Origin of the sequence: Entomobacter blattae (assembly GCF_014672835.1) — a bacterium.
GTDB lineage: Bacteria > Pseudomonadota > Alphaproteobacteria > Acetobacterales > Acetobacteraceae > Entomobacter > Entomobacter blattae.
Genome location: NZ_CP060244.1, coordinates 2129513 through 2146831 on the forward strand (window position 1 = coordinate 2129513; position 17319 = coordinate 2146831).

Here is a 17319-nt window from a genome sequence, read left to right on the forward strand (position 1 = left end):
TAACCCATCTGGCATAACCCAGTAAAAACCGTTACCTTAAACAAGGCAGCAATTTCTATGTGGCCTGGTTAACAGTTTGCTGTCTGGCTATTTCTTAAAACACCCCAGTTCTGGATATGTCACAATAATGAAACAGTCTCTTCTGTCCTCCAGTTTTGCTTTAAGCATTCTTTTATCGTCCCCGCTTTATGCCAAAACTCCCCATACCCTTCCTCCCTCTCCTTCAGAAAGCCTTTCTTCAACGGCCTCTTCCGTTACCCGTGCCACACTTAAAAACGGGTTACGCGTTGTTATTATTCCCAACAATTTAGCGCCTGTTGTCACAACCGAGGTCAACTACCTTGTGGGCTCTACAGAAACCGCTCCAGATTTTCCCGGAACAGCCCATGCCTTAGAACACATGATGTTTCGGGGAAGTGAAGGCTTGGATAAAGACCAGCTTGCAGCTATTGGAGCCCAGATAGGCGGGAGTTATAACGCCTTTACCACCGAGACTGTAACCCAATATTTCTATACGGCTCCCGCTGAAGATCTCGACGTTATGCTTCGTATAGAAGCCATGAGAATGGGAAAACTAAGCCTTAATGCCAAAGATTGGGAAAAAGAAAAAGGTGCTATTGAACAAGAAGTCTCTCGTGATCTTTCAAGCCCAATTTACAAATATATTTCCCAGCTCCAAAATATCCTTTTTCAAGGCACCCCCTACGCTCATGATCCTTTGGGCACGCGTCCCTCTTTTGAGAAAACAGATGTTGCCCGGCTTAAGAGTTTTTACGATAAATGGTATGCTCCTAACAATGCTATCCTCGTTATAGCAGGCAATGTCGACCCGCAAAAAACACTCGAAAATGTTAAACAGCATTTTGACTCTATTCCTTCCAAAAAACTCCCCACCCCCAATACCGTGGCCCTTACGCCTCTAAAAGCCCAAACGTTGAACCTCCCGACTGATTTACCCGTAGGGATCATCAGTATTGCTTTTAGAATGCCTGGCCAACACGGTAAAGATTTTGCCACTGCCAACCTCTTAGCCGATATCCTCAACAGTAAACGCGGGAAACTCTATGAGCTTGTCCCCCAAGGAAAGGCCTTGTTCTCTGAGTTTGACTATATTCCCAAAGGAAGGGTAGGTTTTGGCCTGGCCGTAGTAGGCTTTCCAAAAGGGCAAGACCCAAAAGGCCTTCATGAAGAGCTCAAATCCATTCTACAGGATATCCAGAAAAATGGGGTGCCCAAAGAGTTACTGGAAGCCTCACGCCAACGCGAGCTGGCACAAATGGCTTTTCAAAGCAATAGCATCAGCGGACTAGCCAGTACTTGGTCTGAGGCCCTAGCCTTTCAAGGGCTCAACTCTCCTGCAGATATGGAAGCGGCTTATAAATCGGTTACCTTGCAAGATGTTAATGCCATGGCCAAAACTATTTTGGCCCCTGAAGAGAGCATTACGGCTTTCCTCACACCACAAGAATCGGGCAAGCCCATTGCCCAAAAAGGGTTTGGTGGAGCAGAATCTTTTGCTTCAGTGCCCGATAAGCCTGTAAAACTTCCACAATGGGCAGAGAAAGCCTTAAACACCCTTTCTATTCCCCCTAAATCCCCGCTCCCAGTGGATATTACCCTTGAAAATGGTTTGCGCCTGATTGTACAGACTGTTCATATTAGCCCTACCATAAGCTTGTTCGGAAATGTTCGCCATGAATCCTCCCTTCAGGAGCCTAAAGGCCAAGAAGGCATTTCTGATATCACGAGCGAACTGTTTAGTTACGGAACAACAACCCTTGACAGATTAAGCTTTCAAAAAGCCCTGGACGATATTGCAGCTGATGAAAACGCTGGATTCAGCTTTTCTCTTAGCACCCTTACACCCCAATTTGAAAAAGGGCTCAAGCTTCTGAGTGATAACCAGTTGCGGCCAGCCTTCCCAGAAAAAGCTTTTATGGTGGTGCGCCAACAGCAAGCCCAGGCACAGATAGGACTACTGAAATCCCCAGGATATTTGTTCAGAAGGGCTGTGTTAAAAGCCCTTAACCCCCCAAACGACCCCACCTTAAGGGAAGCCACACCAGACCAGATGATGAAAATATCTCTGGAGGATGTCAAAAAATTCTATCATGATTCTTTTAGACCCGACCTTACTACTATTGTCATCGTGGGGAACATTACTCCCCAGCACGCAAAAAAACTGATAGCAGACAATTTTGGACAGTGGAAAAATATTGGCCCTAAACCCATTGTAGACCTTCCTACTCGCCCTGATAATAAAACCTCGCATGCAGTGGTTCCAGATAATGCCAACGTGCAGGATACTGTTATTTTAGCCACGACAACTGGGGTTTTACCCACCTCAACTGATCACTACTACCTTAATCTTGCCAATGAGATTCTTGGGGGTGGGTTTTCTTCTCGTCTCTATAAAGATTTGCGGGTAAAAACAGGATATGTGTATACGGTCAGCAGTCAGTTTGGCTGGTCTCGTACCCGCAGCGGCTATGCTGTAACTTATGGTGCAGACCCCGATAAAGTCAGTAAAGCCAGCACACTTGTCGTAAAAAACATCAAAGAGTTACAGTCTTCTCCCGTCAGCAATGAAGAACTGACCCTCGCTAAAGCTTCTCTCCTAAGAAGAATTCCGCTTGATCGTGCTTCAGTTGATTCCATCGGCCGCTCCTACCTTGCTTTGGTCAATCTTAACCTCCCTTTGGACAATGACAACAGGGCCGCACAATATTACTTTAAAGCCACTCAACAAGACATTCAAAATACTTTCAAGAAATGGATTCGTCCTGATGATATCGCTCAAATTGTAAAAGGGCCCACTCCCAAATAAATGGCGTGCTGACAATAAAATAAGAGCCGCTCTTTTTTATAAGAGCAGCTCTTATTTTAAAAATTCCTCAAAACTTTTGCAGATTCCGTTATAGAAATTCTCCCACAGAGAAAAACTTCTCCCGTAGAAAAGCTCCCCCTAGAGAAATTGTACTTCTTTTGCTCCTTGCCATTAGATACCCCGCTCTTTTAGGGAAACCCCTATAGGAGGAGGAGACAAAGAGAAAAACACTCCCCTTCTGTGAACAGGAAGTCTTTTGACTAAATTTTCTGAAGGCTACTCCTACTAACAGAATTTTGCGCGTATTTTACCTTTTTATGAGAATTTTCTTTTATAGCCTTATCAAAAAAGCTCTCTTTAATAAGCTACACCCTTCTCCATAACCAACCAACGCGCAAAAATATCTTTGTAGACCCCTGAATCGATCTCCTCTTTTGCTTCTGGATGGGTATGATAATAATCTTGTAAATTTACGCTTTCACAAGGCTGGCGTAGCTCTTTGGCACCCCAACGCAAAAAATGTTCATAACCATTACGAATAACCCCAGAATGGATAAAGGTTACGATATCAGGATTATGCTGGAGATAGAACCCCTCATCAAACCACTCTAACGGTGAATAGTGCATGGGTTCACTATTTTCCAGATAATGCTGTAAGGCGGTATCATAATGTTTATGAGCTATCGCCTCTTTCACTTCGGGATAGTGTTTTTCATACCATTCAGGATCGAAATAAACAGAGGGTCGGATATGACGCAATTTTTCTACGGGTAAGGCTCGATACGTTGTATAGGGCCCACGTTCGGAAAGAGGAATCTCCTGCTTTTGTAAATTTTTTTCCAGTGAGCGACTATCATAAAGATAGTGGCACCGACGATTTTCACGATCTCCGTATAGAATAAAATGTTCATACCCGTTTGAAAGAGCGGCATTCTCTAAAACATCTTTCGTAAGGTCGGTATTTTCTGCCAAATAATAGTCTTCATAAAAGAGGGGTGTTGGAGAGTGATTTTCCTCATAACCTTTAAGGCAATAATAAATAAAGCCAGACTTATAATCGCTCTCTAAGACCTTCTTATAAATATCGGGATATTTCTTAGCATACCAGACCTCATCAAAATAAGGATTAGGAGAATGCCCAAGCCCACTTCCTATCTCCCGATAAAACTCTTCGACACAGGTCATATCAAACATCTGCATCCGTTCTTTAACCAAAGGATAAGTACGCATATACCATTCTTCATCAAACTTTTCCCACACTGGTACCCATTCCTTATGAGCCTGTCTCTCATAAAACTCATAAAAATATTTCTGAGTTTCCAAAGGAATATCTCTGTGAGTAATATCCATTATACGATAATTATTAACCTCAACACTCCAGTTAAGAAAAGCACAGCCAGCAAGCGAATCAGCAGGGTTATAAGCCATTAAAACCAAATGGTAACGGCCTGCCTCCTTTACAGAAAAATCGTGAGAGCTGATAATTTTTTCAAACGCTATACCTGTTGGAGAGTTGGGATAGATCTCCTTAACGTCACTTCTTGGAATAGGGTATAAAGGCACAATAACTGGCTTTCTACGATTATTTTCCTCTAGAAATGCCAAATACAAGTTTCTTTCAGATGTGGTATTTTCAACAAACCCCCACCCACGTAACGAAAAACTCTTTTGTTCTTCTGCACGGTTCAGTTGTATATCCTGATAAGATGGCGTTACGTCATCCATTCCTGTAATATAATCTATATAAAACAAAAGGTTAGAAAACTTCATTACCATTTCTTCCGATTTTTATTGCCACCATTCAGTGATCTTTAATTTTATAACCCTAATAAACTACAAAAACAGACCCTATTGATAACAACTCAACGCGATAAAGTAAAATAATATGCAATTCAAAATATAATACTTTCCCAATGATCTCACAATTCTCTTTGTTCATATAAAAATAGCGCCTATCAAGGCGCTATTTTTAATAGTTCTTAAAATATGAATTTCAGCTTTTTGGTAGAAGCTAAAATCAGCCTTCTGTATTACGTTTACGAATAGCGGCTCCAAGGATATCCCCTAAAGATGCTCCACTATCTGAAGAACCATAATCAGAAATAGCCTGCTTATCTTCTTCAACCTCACGGCCTTTAATGGTTAAGGCCAGCTTACGAGAGGCACGATCAACAGAGATAACTTTTGCATCCACCTTTTCACCCTCGGCGAAGCGCTCTGGACGCTGATCTGCCTTATCTCTGGCAAGCTCTGTCCTACGAATGAAACCGGTTAAAGTGTCATCAACTTTCACTTCAATACCGTTACTCTGCACAGCCGTCACAATACAGGTTACAACATCCCCTTTATTAACACGGGAGAGAACTTCGGCTGCTGGATCTTCCTGCAATTGTTTGATGCCAAGAGAAATACGTTCTTTCTCCACATCCACATCGAGCACTTTTGCCTTAACAACCTGACCTTTTTCGTAATGCTTAATGGCTTCTTCACCACTTTCATCCCATGAAAGATCAGACATATGAACCATACCGTCAATATCCTGAGAGAGACCTATAAACAAGCCAAACTCGGTAATATTGCGGATTTCGCCTTCAACGATAGAGCCCACCTTATGCTCTTCACTGAATTGCTCCCAAGGGTTACGCTGAACTTGTTTTAGCCCAAGGGAAATACGGCGCTTGGCACTGTCAACATCCAACACCATAACCTCAACCTCTTGCGAGGTAGAAGCGATTTTGCCAGGATGAACATTTTTCTTTGTCCAAGACATTTCTGAGACATGCACCAGCCCCTCAACGCCAGGTTCTAGCTCTACAAAGGCACCATAATCCGTAATGTTGGTTACGCGGCCGACAAAGCGTGATTCGGGTGGATATTTTGTCGCGATATTCTCCCATGGATCAGCCTCAAGCTGTTTCATACCCAAAGAGATGCGTTGAGTTTCAGAATTAAACCGGATAACCTGAACACGAACAGACTGGCCAATATGCAAGGCTTCAGCCGGATGGGTAATACGCCGCCAGGCAATATCGGTGACATGCAATAGTCCATCAACCCCACCCAGATCAACGAAGGCACCATAATCGGTGATGTTTTTAACAACACCATCCAAAATCATACCTTCTTGCAGACCCTGGATAAGCTCGCTACGTTGCTCAGCCCGTGTTTCTTCTAAAACGGCACGACGAGAGACGACAATATTACCTCTCGCACGATCCATCTTTAAAATCTGAAAAGGTTGTGTCACACCCATTAACGGGCCAACATCTCTTACTGGGCGAACATCGACCTGTGAGCCAGGAAGAAACGCCATGGCGCCACCCAAATCAACTGTAAACCCACCCTTAACACGACCATATATGGCCCCATTCACGCGCTGATTAGCCTCGAATGCCTTTTCAAGGGTTGTCCACGCCTCTTCACGACGGGCTTTTTCACGTGAAAGAACGATAGAACCGTCTTTATCTTCGTAACGCTCTACATAGAGTTCAATAACATCGCCAGGCTTAACGTCTGGCTTTACGCCTGGTGGGGCAAATTCTTTAAGGGAAACACGCCCCTCACTTTTAAGACCCACATCAACAATAGCATATTCGTCTGTAAGGCGTAAAACCTTACCTGTAACAACAGAACCTTCAAAACCGGCATCGGTACCTAGGGTTTCGTCAAGAAGCGTTGCAAAATCTTCACCGCCAAAATGGTCGGTAGGGGTTTGGGTTGTGGCTGAAGCCATGGAATTACCTATTTAATCCTGTTACTGTCTTTCGTAAAGCAACCAATCCCTCTTGAATATTTTAGGGTTGTAGTTACTCTCATAATGACCTTGTCTTGCGCGTTACTGCCATAGTTACAGTAAAACGACTTGCTGTGTGCCTTAACGCACTCCAGCCCGTTAAACTCTTCACTTTCTGCCTTGAAATTTCGGGCAGTTCTTTTTTATCAAGTGTCACCAAGTGACAGGCTTGTCAATCTTTTTTGTTCGATCAGCAATCAATAATGCGAAAGATAAATGGTTTGTGAATACCTTCTCACCTTTGCCGAACCTATTTAATTTTCAAAACCCCCAAAAAGTTCCCTTATCCCCCCATAACAAAAGGAGGAAATAAGGAGTCTCTCTGTTAAGGATCTTGTTGAAGATGAGATGTAATAATCGCCATGGCTTTTTGAAATACTTGTTCGGGGGTAAGGTCGTCTGTCTCGATAGTCTGGGCATCATCAGCCTTGCGGAGCGGAGAGTTCGTGCGATTCCTATCATAAGAATCTCTCTCTTCAATCTCACGCAGAAGGTGTAGGATACCTGCCTTCTCTTGAGGATCTCCCAACTGGCCCCCATTTTGTAACCAACGCCGACGAGCCCGGGTTTGTGCAGAAGCTGTGATATAAAGTTTAACGTCCGCGTTTGGGCAAATCATCGTTCCAATATCCCGGCCATCCAGCACCCCGCCCCGTTCTTGGGCGAATTTCTGTTGAAAACCCATAAGGGCCTGGCGAACCAAAGGCTGGGCAGCCACCAAACTGGCAGCAATATCAACCTCTGATGTGCGAAGATCATGACGTTTCAGATCGTCTTCCTTTAAATGGCGCGCCTGTTCCTCAGCAGAATGAAGCTGAGGATCTACCCCTTTGTCAAGAACCTTACGGGCAACAGCCCGATACAGAAGGCCCGTATCAAGATAGGGAAGCTTTAAAGCGTGAGCGATAGTCCTGGCCAAGGTGCCTTTTCCAGCAGCAGCTGGGCCATCAATAGCGATGAGCATACGCCGTGAGTTTTTTTTCATAAGGCAAACCCAGCTCCAAGCCCATTCATAAGCGTGAAATAGCCTGGAAAACTGGTATTGATAAAACCTGTATCATCAATAAAAACACTGCTTTCAGAAACAAGCCCTAAAATAGAGGCACTCATTGCTAAACGATGATCCATATGAGTTTCAATTTTCCCCCCTCCAGGAAGAGGCCCCTCTCGTCCTTCAATGATCAGATCATCACCCTCAATATGCACTTCCACACCATTAACCTTTAGCATCTCGAAAGTAGAAGAGAGCCGATCACTTTCCTTTACACGAAGCTCTGCCAACCCCCTGAAACGCGATGTTCCCCTTGCACAGGCTGCGGCCACGGAAAGAATAGGAAATTCATCTACCATGGAAGGCACCCGGCTCTCAGGAACCTCTACCCCATGGAGGTTGCTGGCCTTAACCACAAGAGTCCCTGTTTTTTCCCCACCTTCTGTGGCTTCTCCAACACTCTCTATTTGTGCTCCCATTTCTAGAAGGGTTTGAAAAATACCCGTCCGTAAGGGGTTAAGACCCACAGTCTTAAGGGTCACTTCTGACCCCGGCACCAAAAGAGCAGCCACCACAACAAAAGCTGCAGAAGAAGGATCGCCCGGTACAAGAATATCCTTCGCCGTAAGATGAGCCTTCCCCTTCAGGCGAATAATGCGCCCCCCCCCTTCTTGCGGGATCACCTCCACAGGCACCCCAAAATGACGAAGCATATTTTCAGTATGGTCCCGTGTCACCACAGGTTCTTCTACCACTGTTTCACCCACACAATTCAAGCCAGCAAGGATGATGGCAGACTTAACCTGAGCTGAAGCCACAGGCAAGCGATAGGTAATGGGGCTAGGATTGCCTACACCGCGAATCGCAACAGGGAGACGCCCACCCTCCCGATACAGAAAAGTAGCCCCCAAGCCAGAAAGCGGGGCAATAACCCGCATCATGGGCCGTTTTCTTAAACTGGCATCCCCAGTCATCACGCTTGTAAAAGGGGAGCTGGCTAAAAGCCCGCTCAATAAACGAGCAGCTGTACCGGAATTCCCCATATCCAGAATATCGGCGGGTTCTTGCAACCCTTGCATGCCTCGACCCTCAATGACCCATTCCCCCTCAGACTTCCGTTCAATTATAGCCCCCATTGCCTTCATGGCCTCGGCCGTTCTAATAACATCCTCCCCCTCCAGCAAACCATGCACATGGGTGACCCCTTTTGCCAGGGATGCAAGCATTAAAGAACGATGGCTGATAGATTTATCTCCTGGGAGAGAAACAACCCCCTTCAAGGGCTGTTTTAAGCGATGAACCGTTAAGGGCTGAGCCTGATAGGAAGAATGCAACATAAATGGAATAGTACTTTCACTCAGTTAGAGAAAGACCTGGATGAACCAGTTAGAGAGAAACCGGGATAAACCCCTTTGCTTAATCAATAATAATAAAACAAAAAATCACACCCGATAAGGCTTAAAAAAATTAATCCATACGGCATTTTGGGCCTCAGGGGATTTATCTAGAAAACACACAAAAAAAATAATTACATATTTTTTAAATCCTCTTGCCGTTATCCCTTGCATTTCGGAATAGAGCATGTCTACTAACAGGGTGTACTTACAAACCTTATAAGACTCTTATCACAAGCAGATGCTGCCCGTTGATTGAGCTATCGGTTGAATTGTCTTGTACAATCACAAGTTTTTTTGTTATTATTACTGAGATGGATAAAGTTCAAAATGGCAAAGCCGGAACTCGGCACTAAACGCACCTGTGTTTCATGCAATGCACGGTTCTACGACTTGGGCGTTGAACCGGCAATATGCCCAAAATGTGGGGCTGAGCAACCCTTAGAAGCCCCTCGCCTGCGGCGGGTATCGGGAACATCCTCTATTGAACAGAGTGAACAAAAACTTAAGAAACATCCTGAAAACGACACAGATCTGGATACAGATGTTGACGTAGATGTTGATCTTGATCCCGATGAAGATACCGAAACCGAGGATGATCTTCTGGAAGATACTTCCGACCTGGATGATGACACAGATGCCATTGAAGCAGAAATAGAGGTTATCTCCGATAAGGATGACCACGATAATTAATCCCCTCTCCCCAAGACAATCGCTTGAGGACAGGTTTTGAATTTTCAGGTCAATATAAAAGCCAATATAAACCATTACTTCTATGGTTTATATTGGCTTTTATGCTTCTGGCTGTCTTAACACCTCATGCCTTTTCCATTTTATTGCCCTTTTGTTATCAATCTATATACTCTATCCTGCGTTAGAAACTATCAGAACAGCCATGAAGGTTGTTAATGATAAAATAGTGCCAAATAACATTCAGGAGTTTACTATGGGCCTTTTTAGTTCGATTATGTCAAAAATATTTGGTCATGCTGAAGCAGCGCCAGTCCAAGAGGGCACCCAGACAGCTGATTCGACTGCTCCATCCGCTTCAACGTCTGGTTCTGTAGATGTTGAAGCTGTACTTTCAGATATGGCAACCAAAGCCGGCCAAACCCTCAACTGGCGAGAATCTATCGTAGATCTTCTCAAACTTCTCAACCTGGACAGTTCGCTTTCTGCTCGCCAGCAACTTGCCGATGAGCTCCACTATAACGGTGATAAAAACGATTCAGCGAGCATGAATATCTGGCTCCACAAGGCCGTTATGAAGGCTCTGGCTGACAATGGGGGGAAAGTGCCCGACTCCCTCAAACACTAAACACACAAGCGAAGATCTATTAAAAACGTTTTCCTGTCAGAAGAAATTGTCCCTTTAAAGCCTGCGACAAAAGCAGGCTTTCATGGTGGGCGCGTAAGCTATTCAGTACTGTATGAAAATATAGTCTTCCCTTGTTGTTAAGATGTACGAAGACACTTTAAGAACTTTCCTCAACGGGCTGGTAACGCTCTATCTCTGTGCCTACGGCCTCGACATCGGGCATAATATTGAGTTTTTCAACCTTTACCCGCGTTACCACTATTCTTTTATCTTGTAAAATAGCCTTTGAGATTTTTTCGGCCAATGTCTCAACCAAATTAATATGCCCCTCGCGAACAATGTCGCGAATAATCACCACAAGATCGGCATAAGATACAGTTTTCTCAAGATTGTCTTCTTCAATAAACCCTTCTGAGACATCCTTAATTCCCACAGAGACATTAATTCTTACGGGTTGGGTAATGCCTTTTTCATGTTCATAAATCCCTATTTCTGCCTGAACAAGCATATTTGAAACAAAAATATGCCTTAGGGATGTCCATCCCTCCTTGGGGGAAAACGGTGCCATTATATCTCATCTCCATTTCCAGGCTGCCATTGAAGGTGCTGTCCTCCATCAAGAGCTAACATTTGCCCTGTGACAGAAGGAAGGCTGATAAGGCTCATAACAGCATGGCCGATTTCAGACAAGTCCGTCCCCCGACGCAAGGGAACAGAACGACACTGCTTTAAAAACTGCTCTTCAGTCTGGTAGATGCTGGCTTGGGTAGGCCCTGGCCCAATGGCATTCACACGGATATTCTGTGGTGCCAAAGCAAGCGCCATACTTTGCGTTAAGCCCCATAAGGCGTATTTCGAAACCGTATAGCTCATAAAATGGGGTGTAATAGACCAAACCCTCTGATCAAGAAAATTGATAATAGCTCCCTGCTGGCTTTTATCATGATGGCGAGCAAATTCTTGCATTAACACACATGGAGCCCGCAAATTGGATTCCAAATGGGTATCCCATAATTCTCTGGTCATATCTTGCCATTCATCACGAAAAAAAGCGCTGGCATTATTAACAAGAACACCCAAATTCCCGTAAAATGACCGGCTTTTCTCTGCCAGCTCGAGAACATCCTCTTCCTTAGAGAGGTCTGCCTGAACAAGGCTTGCCTTACCCCCGGAATTTTCAATATCTTTCTGCAGAGTATGGGCTGCTTCCTCACTCTTACGATAGTGGATCACAACAGAAAAACCATTAGCCGCCAAATATAAAGCCGTCTGACGTCCAAGACGTAAAGCTGCTCCTGTAATAAGGGCAACTTTTCTCATATTAGCAGCAATAGGATATAGGGGGATACGGTGTGCAATACTCATGGACAAAACAAACACGCTTTAAAATTGTTTCTTTTGAATCATTAATAAACCATCCCTTATCCAACGTATACAAAAATATGGCTTCTACATCTTCTCCAGCCTTTAAAGCCACATGTGCAATATCTTGTACAAACTGCTGAAAGGTTTTATTTCTGGCTACAAAATCTGTTTCAGCGTTCACTTCTACCATCGCCGCACTATTTTCTGGAGTATTACACCAAGCTTCCACGCCGTTTTATCCATTAACTACCTTACGAGCAGCAAAGGCCGCTGCTATGGTCCCGTCGTCCAACCCTTCAAGGGTACTTCCCATCGGCACCCCTTGCCCTAACTGACTGACTGCCACAGCAAACGGTTTAAGTTTTTCCTGAAGCCAATGCATGGTCGTTACGCCGTCCACGGTAACACTTAAGGCAAGAATAACTTCCTTAACACGGCCTTCTTCTATACGGTGAAAAAGAGAACGGCTATTTAAATCTTCTGGCCCCTGGCCTGCCAGGGGTGATAGCACTCCCCCCAAAACTTGGTAACTTCCACGATATAAACCTGAGTTTTCCAAAGCCCATAAATCCCCCACTGTTTCTACTACACACACCACCGACTGATCCCGAGTGGGGTCAGAACAAATCAGGCAGGGATCACTTGAATCCACATTCCCACAGACTGAGCATGTTTTGACTGTGCTGGCAGCTTGCTCCAGGGCTTGCGCTAAGGAAAGCATTTTACCTTGAGGGTTCTTTAATAACGCCAGGACAACCCTACGCGCCGAACGAGGACCCAATCCTGGCAGTCGAGAAAGGAGGGATAAGAGGGACTCAATTTCTGGGCTAATTCGCATGATGGCCTTTTCACTGCTGGTCTTAAAATCCAGAGCCACAGCAAAGAGAATGCTTGCCTAAACCCTGAATGACACCCTTATTTAAAAGGGGAGCTTCATACCAGCTGGAAGAGAGAGCCCCCCAGTGACCTTCTGCATTTCTTCAGCTGTTTTGGCATCAAGATGTTTGCGAGCATCCGCGTGTGCTGCCATAATCAGGTCCTGGAGCATTTCCATTTCAGAAGCATCCATCAAGCTTGGATCTATCTTTATCGCTTTCATAACCCCTTTCCCGTTAAGGGTTATAGTGACCATCCCTGCGCCAGCACTGCCTTCTACCTGCAAACCTTCAAGTGTGGCCTGCATTTCTTCCATTTTCGCCTGCATTTGAGAGGCCTGCTTCATAAGACCTGCAAGATTTTTCATAAGATGATCCCTTTTCTCTCTATTAATCTTCTACCCACATATAAGTTATAAAAAAACCACAAACAATTCTTCTTAAAGAGTTTTAGTATTTTCCTCAAAAAATAGTTCCTCCTCGTCTATTTCTTCTCCCTCATCTCTTTCTATATAAGGATCTGCCAAATCATCCATAATCACTTCTGCTTCGTCTTGTTGAGGTAAACCGTAACTATCCAGGGAATGATCTGTAACAGTTTTTATCATTGCCCCAGGAAAAACTGTCATAATTTCCTTAACCAAGGGATTTTCTTCTACCTCAAGGCGAATTTGTTGCTCTACAGCCCTTTCCTGTTCTGCAAGAGTGGGCTCTCCCTGCTGGGTGGAGACCACAACTGACCAAACTAAGGAGGTTTCTTCATTCAATATCTCCCGCAATTTTTGGGGAATATCCCTTGGGGCAGACGCATCTAGGCTGATCTCTAGCACTGGGGGAGCTAAACGTACCAGCCTTACATCATGACGTAAATGCCCATGTAGACGCCCTACGCCTTTTTTTTTTGTTAGGGCTACAACATCCCGCCAGCTTCTCGGAGGAGAAGAAGGTTTTGGCACCTCACCTTCCGACATTTCTTGAGAAGGCTCCGGCCCCTCTTTTTTTTCCTCCTCTGTTTTTCCTTCATCTGGAACCTTCTCTTCCTGCTCCAAGACAATCTTTTGAATATCCTTGGTTGGAAGAGTTTCCAACTCTGAAGAGAGCGTCTCTTCCTTGGGAATATCCTTCGCCTGTAAGTCTTGAGTGAAAGAGGGCGCTAGATTTTTTTTTTCACTTGCCTTATCCGCAGGGGATAGCACTGAAGATGCAAAATGATGAGGGGGAGTTTTATCCTCACTGACCGACGGAGGCCTGAGAGACATTTTTTCTATCACCTCTGCCGGGGAAGGAAGATCTGCCAGATAACATAAGCGCAGAAGAACCATTTCTGCAGCAGCCTTTCTATCCGGTGAAAGATCAACCTCTGCAAGCCCCTTAAGCACCACCTGCCAACTGCGGGCTAATACCGGAACACTAAGCTTTTCTGCTAACACGCCCCCCCGTGTTCGCTCAAGCTCCGAGAGCTCGGCACTTTCCTTTAAGACCGGCAGCGCTTGAAGGCGAGAAATCAGATGAATAACCTCCAGTAAATCCGAAAGAACAACACTAAAATCTGCTCCCAAACGATAGGCCTGCTCAGTCAATGTTAACAACTGGTCTGGTCTTCCAGAAAAAGCCGCCTCCAGAATATCAAATACCAAAACCTGATCCACCAAACCCAGCATTTCAGAAACAGACTGGGCCTGAACAAGCGTTTTTCCCTCTATTTTTCCCTCATGACCAGAAGAATTTTCTTCAACTCTTCCCTGTGCAATAGCCTGATCAAGCAAGGAGAGGCCATCTCGAACGGAACCATCGGCAGCGCGAGCAATCATGGCAAGGGCATCGGGTTCTATGCCAATGCCTTCCTGTTGGGCAAGGGAAGCAAAATGAGCAATCAACCTTTCCTGCGAGACCCTTTTCAAGTCAAAACGCTGGCAACGGGATAAAATGGTTAAAGGCACTTTCCGCAGTTCTGTCGTCGCAAAAATAAACGTAACCTGAGCAGGAGGTTCCTCCAGGGTTTTCAGTAAAGCATTAAAGGCATTGCGGGAAAGCATATGCACTTCATCGATAATAAAAACCTTCATCCTTCCTTGTAAGGGACGGAAACGACTGGATTCTATTATTTCACGAATGTCATCCACCCCAGTATGAGAGGCTGCGTCAATTTCTAATACATCTGGATGGCGGTCTGCCAATATGGCTTTACAGTTGTGGCATACTCCACACGGGTCAGCTGTAGGGCCCCCTTGACCATCTACCCCTGTACAATTCAGCGCACGCGCTAAAATACGGGCTGAGGTGGTCTTCCCTACTCCTCTTACGCCGGTTAGCATAAAAGCGTGGGCCACCCGTTGCATGGCAAAGGCATTCCGTAAAATATGAACGGTTACTTCCTGCCCGATTAGGTCATCAAAGACCTTGGGGCGATATTTGCGGGCCAGAACCTGGTAATGCCGGTTTTTGGAAGGTGAAAACTCTACCTGTTCGCTCAAAGACTCAACATTTCCTTATTGAAATAAACCCCAGAGCAGAAGGAACCTCACGAAAAGGGTTCTCTATAAAATAACCAACCCCTAAAAAATAACCAGCTCCTCACAACATGCCTAGTTCCATCCGCCAGAAACCATGAGCTTATGAGCTTGCCAGCTATTAAAGGTGGAAAGCCAGACAGCAACCCAGACACTTCTCATAATGGCTGCTTCCTTCCAGACCTGACCGAGTTTACGAGAGGCCTGCCCACTGCTGACTTTCCGATACCCTCATACCATAGACCCCCATAGGCAAGACAAGGGGGAAAATAAAAAAAAACTGAAAAATAACAACTGGCCCTACATTTTTTTTGCAAAACACAGTTTGTTCTTTTGTTTTGACAATGCCTAACACTTCGTAAAAAAGGCAAGATTAAAGACTACTCCCCTACTGCACCCCCACCAGGGTGGCGATAATCTACCCCCCCATAATATGCAGCTTTCCCCTTTTCTTTCAGACTGGGACCCCCCACCAAAATGGCCTCAGCAATGCCCCATGAATCCATGCCTACTACCGAATACCCCTCTTGCTGGAGGGCAGAAATAACCTCTGGCTTTAAGGTTCCGCGCTCCTCTTGAATGGCACTGGGATGCCATTGCTGATGAATACGCCCTAAATTCACCGCCTGCTGGATATTGAGGTTATAATCTATCACCCCAAGAATGGTCGTTAAGACAATCGTAGGGATACGGGAGCCACCAGGGCTCCCTGTTACCATTTTTACCTTCCCCTTACGCAAGACAATGGTAGGAGACATTGAGGATAATGGGGTTTTCCTCGGGGCAATCTCATTGGCTTTGCTGCCAACAATGCCATACATGTTGGGCACCCCTGGCCGAATGGAGAAGTCATCCATCTCATCATTCATCACAATACCGGTATGCTCAGCAACAACCCGTGCCCCAAACCAGCCATTGAGCGTATAAGTGGTAGATATAGCAAATCCACTACGGTCAATCACTGAAAAATGGGTGGTCTCGGCATGTTCTTGATGTTGAACCTTTTCACCAGCAGGGATCCTCTTCCGCAAGGGTTGGGGATTACCAGCCTGCAGAGAATCGGATGCAACAGCGTGGTCTTTGGGGATATCATCCCGAATAAATTTGGCATAAATCCTATCAACCAGATGCTGAACCGGATTTCTTACAAAATCAGGGTCACCCAAGTCACGCCTATCAGAATAGGCATGGCGCATGGCCTCAACTTCTACATGCACGGCCTCTTTGGTATAAAGGCCTAATTTAGCCATATTATACCCTTCAAGAATGTTTAACATTTCACATAAGGCCACACCGCCCCCACTCGGCGGGGGAGCTGTAAGAACCCTGTAGCCACGATAATAACAACTAATAGGCGAAAATACCCGTGGCTTATAGGCGGCAAAATCTTCCATTTGCAAAATACCCCCCCCCTCTTTACTGGCCTTAACAATATTTTGTGCGATCTCCCCCTTGTAGAAAGCCTGTGCACCCTGTTCAGAAATCAATTTAAGGCTCTGGGCCAGATCTTTTTGCACCAGCCTGTCCCCCACTTTATAGGAAGAGCCATCTTCTTTAAGAAAAATCTTTTTCGCAGCTGAGTCTTTAGCCATATCCTGAATAGAGGTATTAAGAAGTTCAATATCGCCCTCTTGCAGAACAAAGCCATCCTCGGCAAGGCGAATGGCTGGTTCCATAACTTGGTTACGCTTTAACCTTCCCCACCTTCTCCTGACCAGTTCAAGGCCAGCGACTGTTCCTGGCACAGCCACAGATTTCCAACCCAATGTGGAAAGGTGTGGAACAACCTCCCCCTTATCGTTCAAATACATCGTGCGTGTAGAGGCTAAAGGGGCCCGTTCGCGAAAATCAATAAATTTTGGTTCTTCATTCGGTTTATAAAGGGTCATAAACCCACCGCCACCAATATTGCCTGCTGCCGGATAGACCACCGCCATGGCATAGGCCACCGCCACTGCGGCATCGGCGGCATTACCCCCTTCGGACAAAATCCTTGCGCCCACTTCAGAGGCCAGCTTTTGGGCTGAAACGACCATCCCATTCTTCCCTGGAACAGGGTTTATGGCAGAAGTATCCACTGCAGCACTCTGAAAAGCCAGGGGGTCACTTCCAGAAGATTGACGGGCTGCATATCCCTCCCATGGGGACATAAGACACAAGACTGCAACAACAACCGGTACTATCCTTTTGGATTTAACCATAAACGCCCATTCCTCCAATAACTCTGAGGGACATAACACAACCCG

At 45.3% G+C, this 17319-nt stretch carries 14 protein-coding genes and 1 other RNA gene; 3 read left to right on the plus strand and 12 right to left on the minus strand.

Annotation, left to right across the window (positions count from 1 at the left end):
• Positions 1-127: 127 nt before the first annotated feature.
• On the plus strand, positions 128-2827 hold the full coding sequence (locus tag JGUZn3_RS09470; RefSeq protein ID WP_203413285.1) for a M16 family metallopeptidase: 2700 nt from the start codon (positions 128-130) through the stop codon (positions 2825-2827).
• 357 nt (positions 2828-3184) lie between these two features.
• On the opposite strand, the gene JGUZn3_RS09475 is transcribed toward JGUZn3_RS09470, so the two are convergent.
• The 4 genes from JGUZn3_RS09475 to aroA form a co-directional block, all read right to left on the minus strand.
• Entirely contained in the window at positions 3185-4597 is a 1413-nt protein-coding gene (locus JGUZn3_RS09475) for a hypothetical protein (protein ID WP_203413286.1), read from the minus strand.
• Between the two features lie 247 nt (positions 4598-4844).
• The gene (gene rpsA / locus JGUZn3_RS09480) at positions 4845-6560 is read right to left on the minus strand and encodes a 30S ribosomal protein S1 (protein ID WP_203413287.1); all 1716 of its coding nucleotides are present in this window, start codon (positions 6558-6560) and stop codon (positions 4845-4847) included.
• Positions 6561-6945: 385 nt separating this feature from the next.
• Complete coding sequence (gene cmk / locus JGUZn3_RS09485; RefSeq protein ID WP_203413288.1) at positions 6946-7605, minus strand: (d)CMP kinase; 660 nt, start codon at positions 7603-7605, stop codon at positions 6946-6948.
• Positions 7602-8948 carry a 3-phosphoshikimate 1-carboxyvinyltransferase gene (gene aroA / locus JGUZn3_RS09490; RefSeq protein ID WP_203413289.1) on the minus strand — a complete coding sequence of 449 codons (1347 nt, stop codon included), beginning with the start codon at positions 8946-8948 and terminating at the stop codon, positions 7602-7604. Before aroA ends, cmk begins: the two co-directional genes overlap by 4 nt.
• A gap of 387 nt (positions 8949-9335) precedes the next feature.
• Between aroA and JGUZn3_RS09495 the strand changes: the two genes are divergently transcribed.
• Positions 9336-9698, plus strand: a complete 363-nt coding sequence (locus JGUZn3_RS09495; protein ID WP_203413290.1) for a TIGR02300 family protein — start codon at positions 9336-9338, stop codon at positions 9696-9698.
• A gap of 253 nt (positions 9699-9951) precedes the next feature.
• Positions 9952-10323 (plus strand): DUF3597 domain-containing protein, encoded by a 372-nt coding sequence (locus JGUZn3_RS09500; RefSeq protein ID WP_203413291.1) that lies wholly within the window; start codon positions 9952-9954, stop codon positions 10321-10323.
• Positions 10324-10480: 157 nt separating this feature from the next.
• On the opposite strand, the gene folB is transcribed toward JGUZn3_RS09500, so the two are convergent.
• The 8 genes from folB to ggt form a co-directional block, all read right to left on the minus strand.
• The gene (gene folB, locus JGUZn3_RS09505; RefSeq protein ID WP_203413292.1) at positions 10481-10891 is read right to left on the minus strand and encodes a dihydroneopterin aldolase; all 411 of its coding nucleotides are present in this window, start codon (positions 10889-10891) and stop codon (positions 10481-10483) included.
• Complete coding sequence (locus tag JGUZn3_RS09510; protein ID WP_203414897.1) at positions 10891-11670, minus strand: SDR family oxidoreductase; 780 nt, start codon at positions 11668-11670, stop codon at positions 10891-10893. Before JGUZn3_RS09510 ends, folB begins: the two co-directional genes overlap by 1 nt.
• Positions 11645-11917 carry a hypothetical protein gene (locus JGUZn3_RS12745; RefSeq protein ID WP_408871747.1) on the minus strand — a complete coding sequence of 91 codons (273 nt, stop codon included), beginning with the start codon at positions 11915-11917 and terminating at the stop codon, positions 11645-11647. The genes JGUZn3_RS09510 and JGUZn3_RS12745 overlap by 26 nt, the downstream gene beginning before the upstream one ends.
• 6 nt (positions 11918-11923) lie before the next feature.
• Positions 11924-12526, minus strand: a complete 603-nt coding sequence (recR, locus tag JGUZn3_RS09520) for a recombination mediator RecR (protein WP_203414899.1) — start codon at positions 12524-12526, stop codon at positions 11924-11926.
• 81 nt (positions 12527-12607) lie between these two features.
• The gene (locus JGUZn3_RS09525) at positions 12608-12931 is read right to left on the minus strand and encodes a YbaB/EbfC family nucleoid-associated protein (protein ID WP_203413293.1); all 324 of its coding nucleotides are present in this window, start codon (positions 12929-12931) and stop codon (positions 12608-12610) included.
• 72 nt (positions 12932-13003) lie between these two features.
• Entirely contained in the window at positions 13004-15037 is a 2034-nt protein-coding gene (locus JGUZn3_RS09530; RefSeq protein WP_203413294.1) for a DNA polymerase III subunit gamma/tau, read from the minus strand.
• A gap of 162 nt (positions 15038-15199) precedes the next feature.
• Positions 15200-15297, minus strand: an RNA gene (gene ffs / locus JGUZn3_RS09535) — signal recognition particle sRNA small type.
• A gap of 156 nt (positions 15298-15453) precedes the next feature.
• Positions 15454-17274, minus strand: coding sequence for a gamma-glutamyltransferase (gene ggt / locus JGUZn3_RS09540; protein ID WP_203413295.1), 1821 nt, complete (start codon positions 17272-17274; stop codon positions 15454-15456).
• Positions 17275-17319 lie beyond the last annotated feature (45 nt).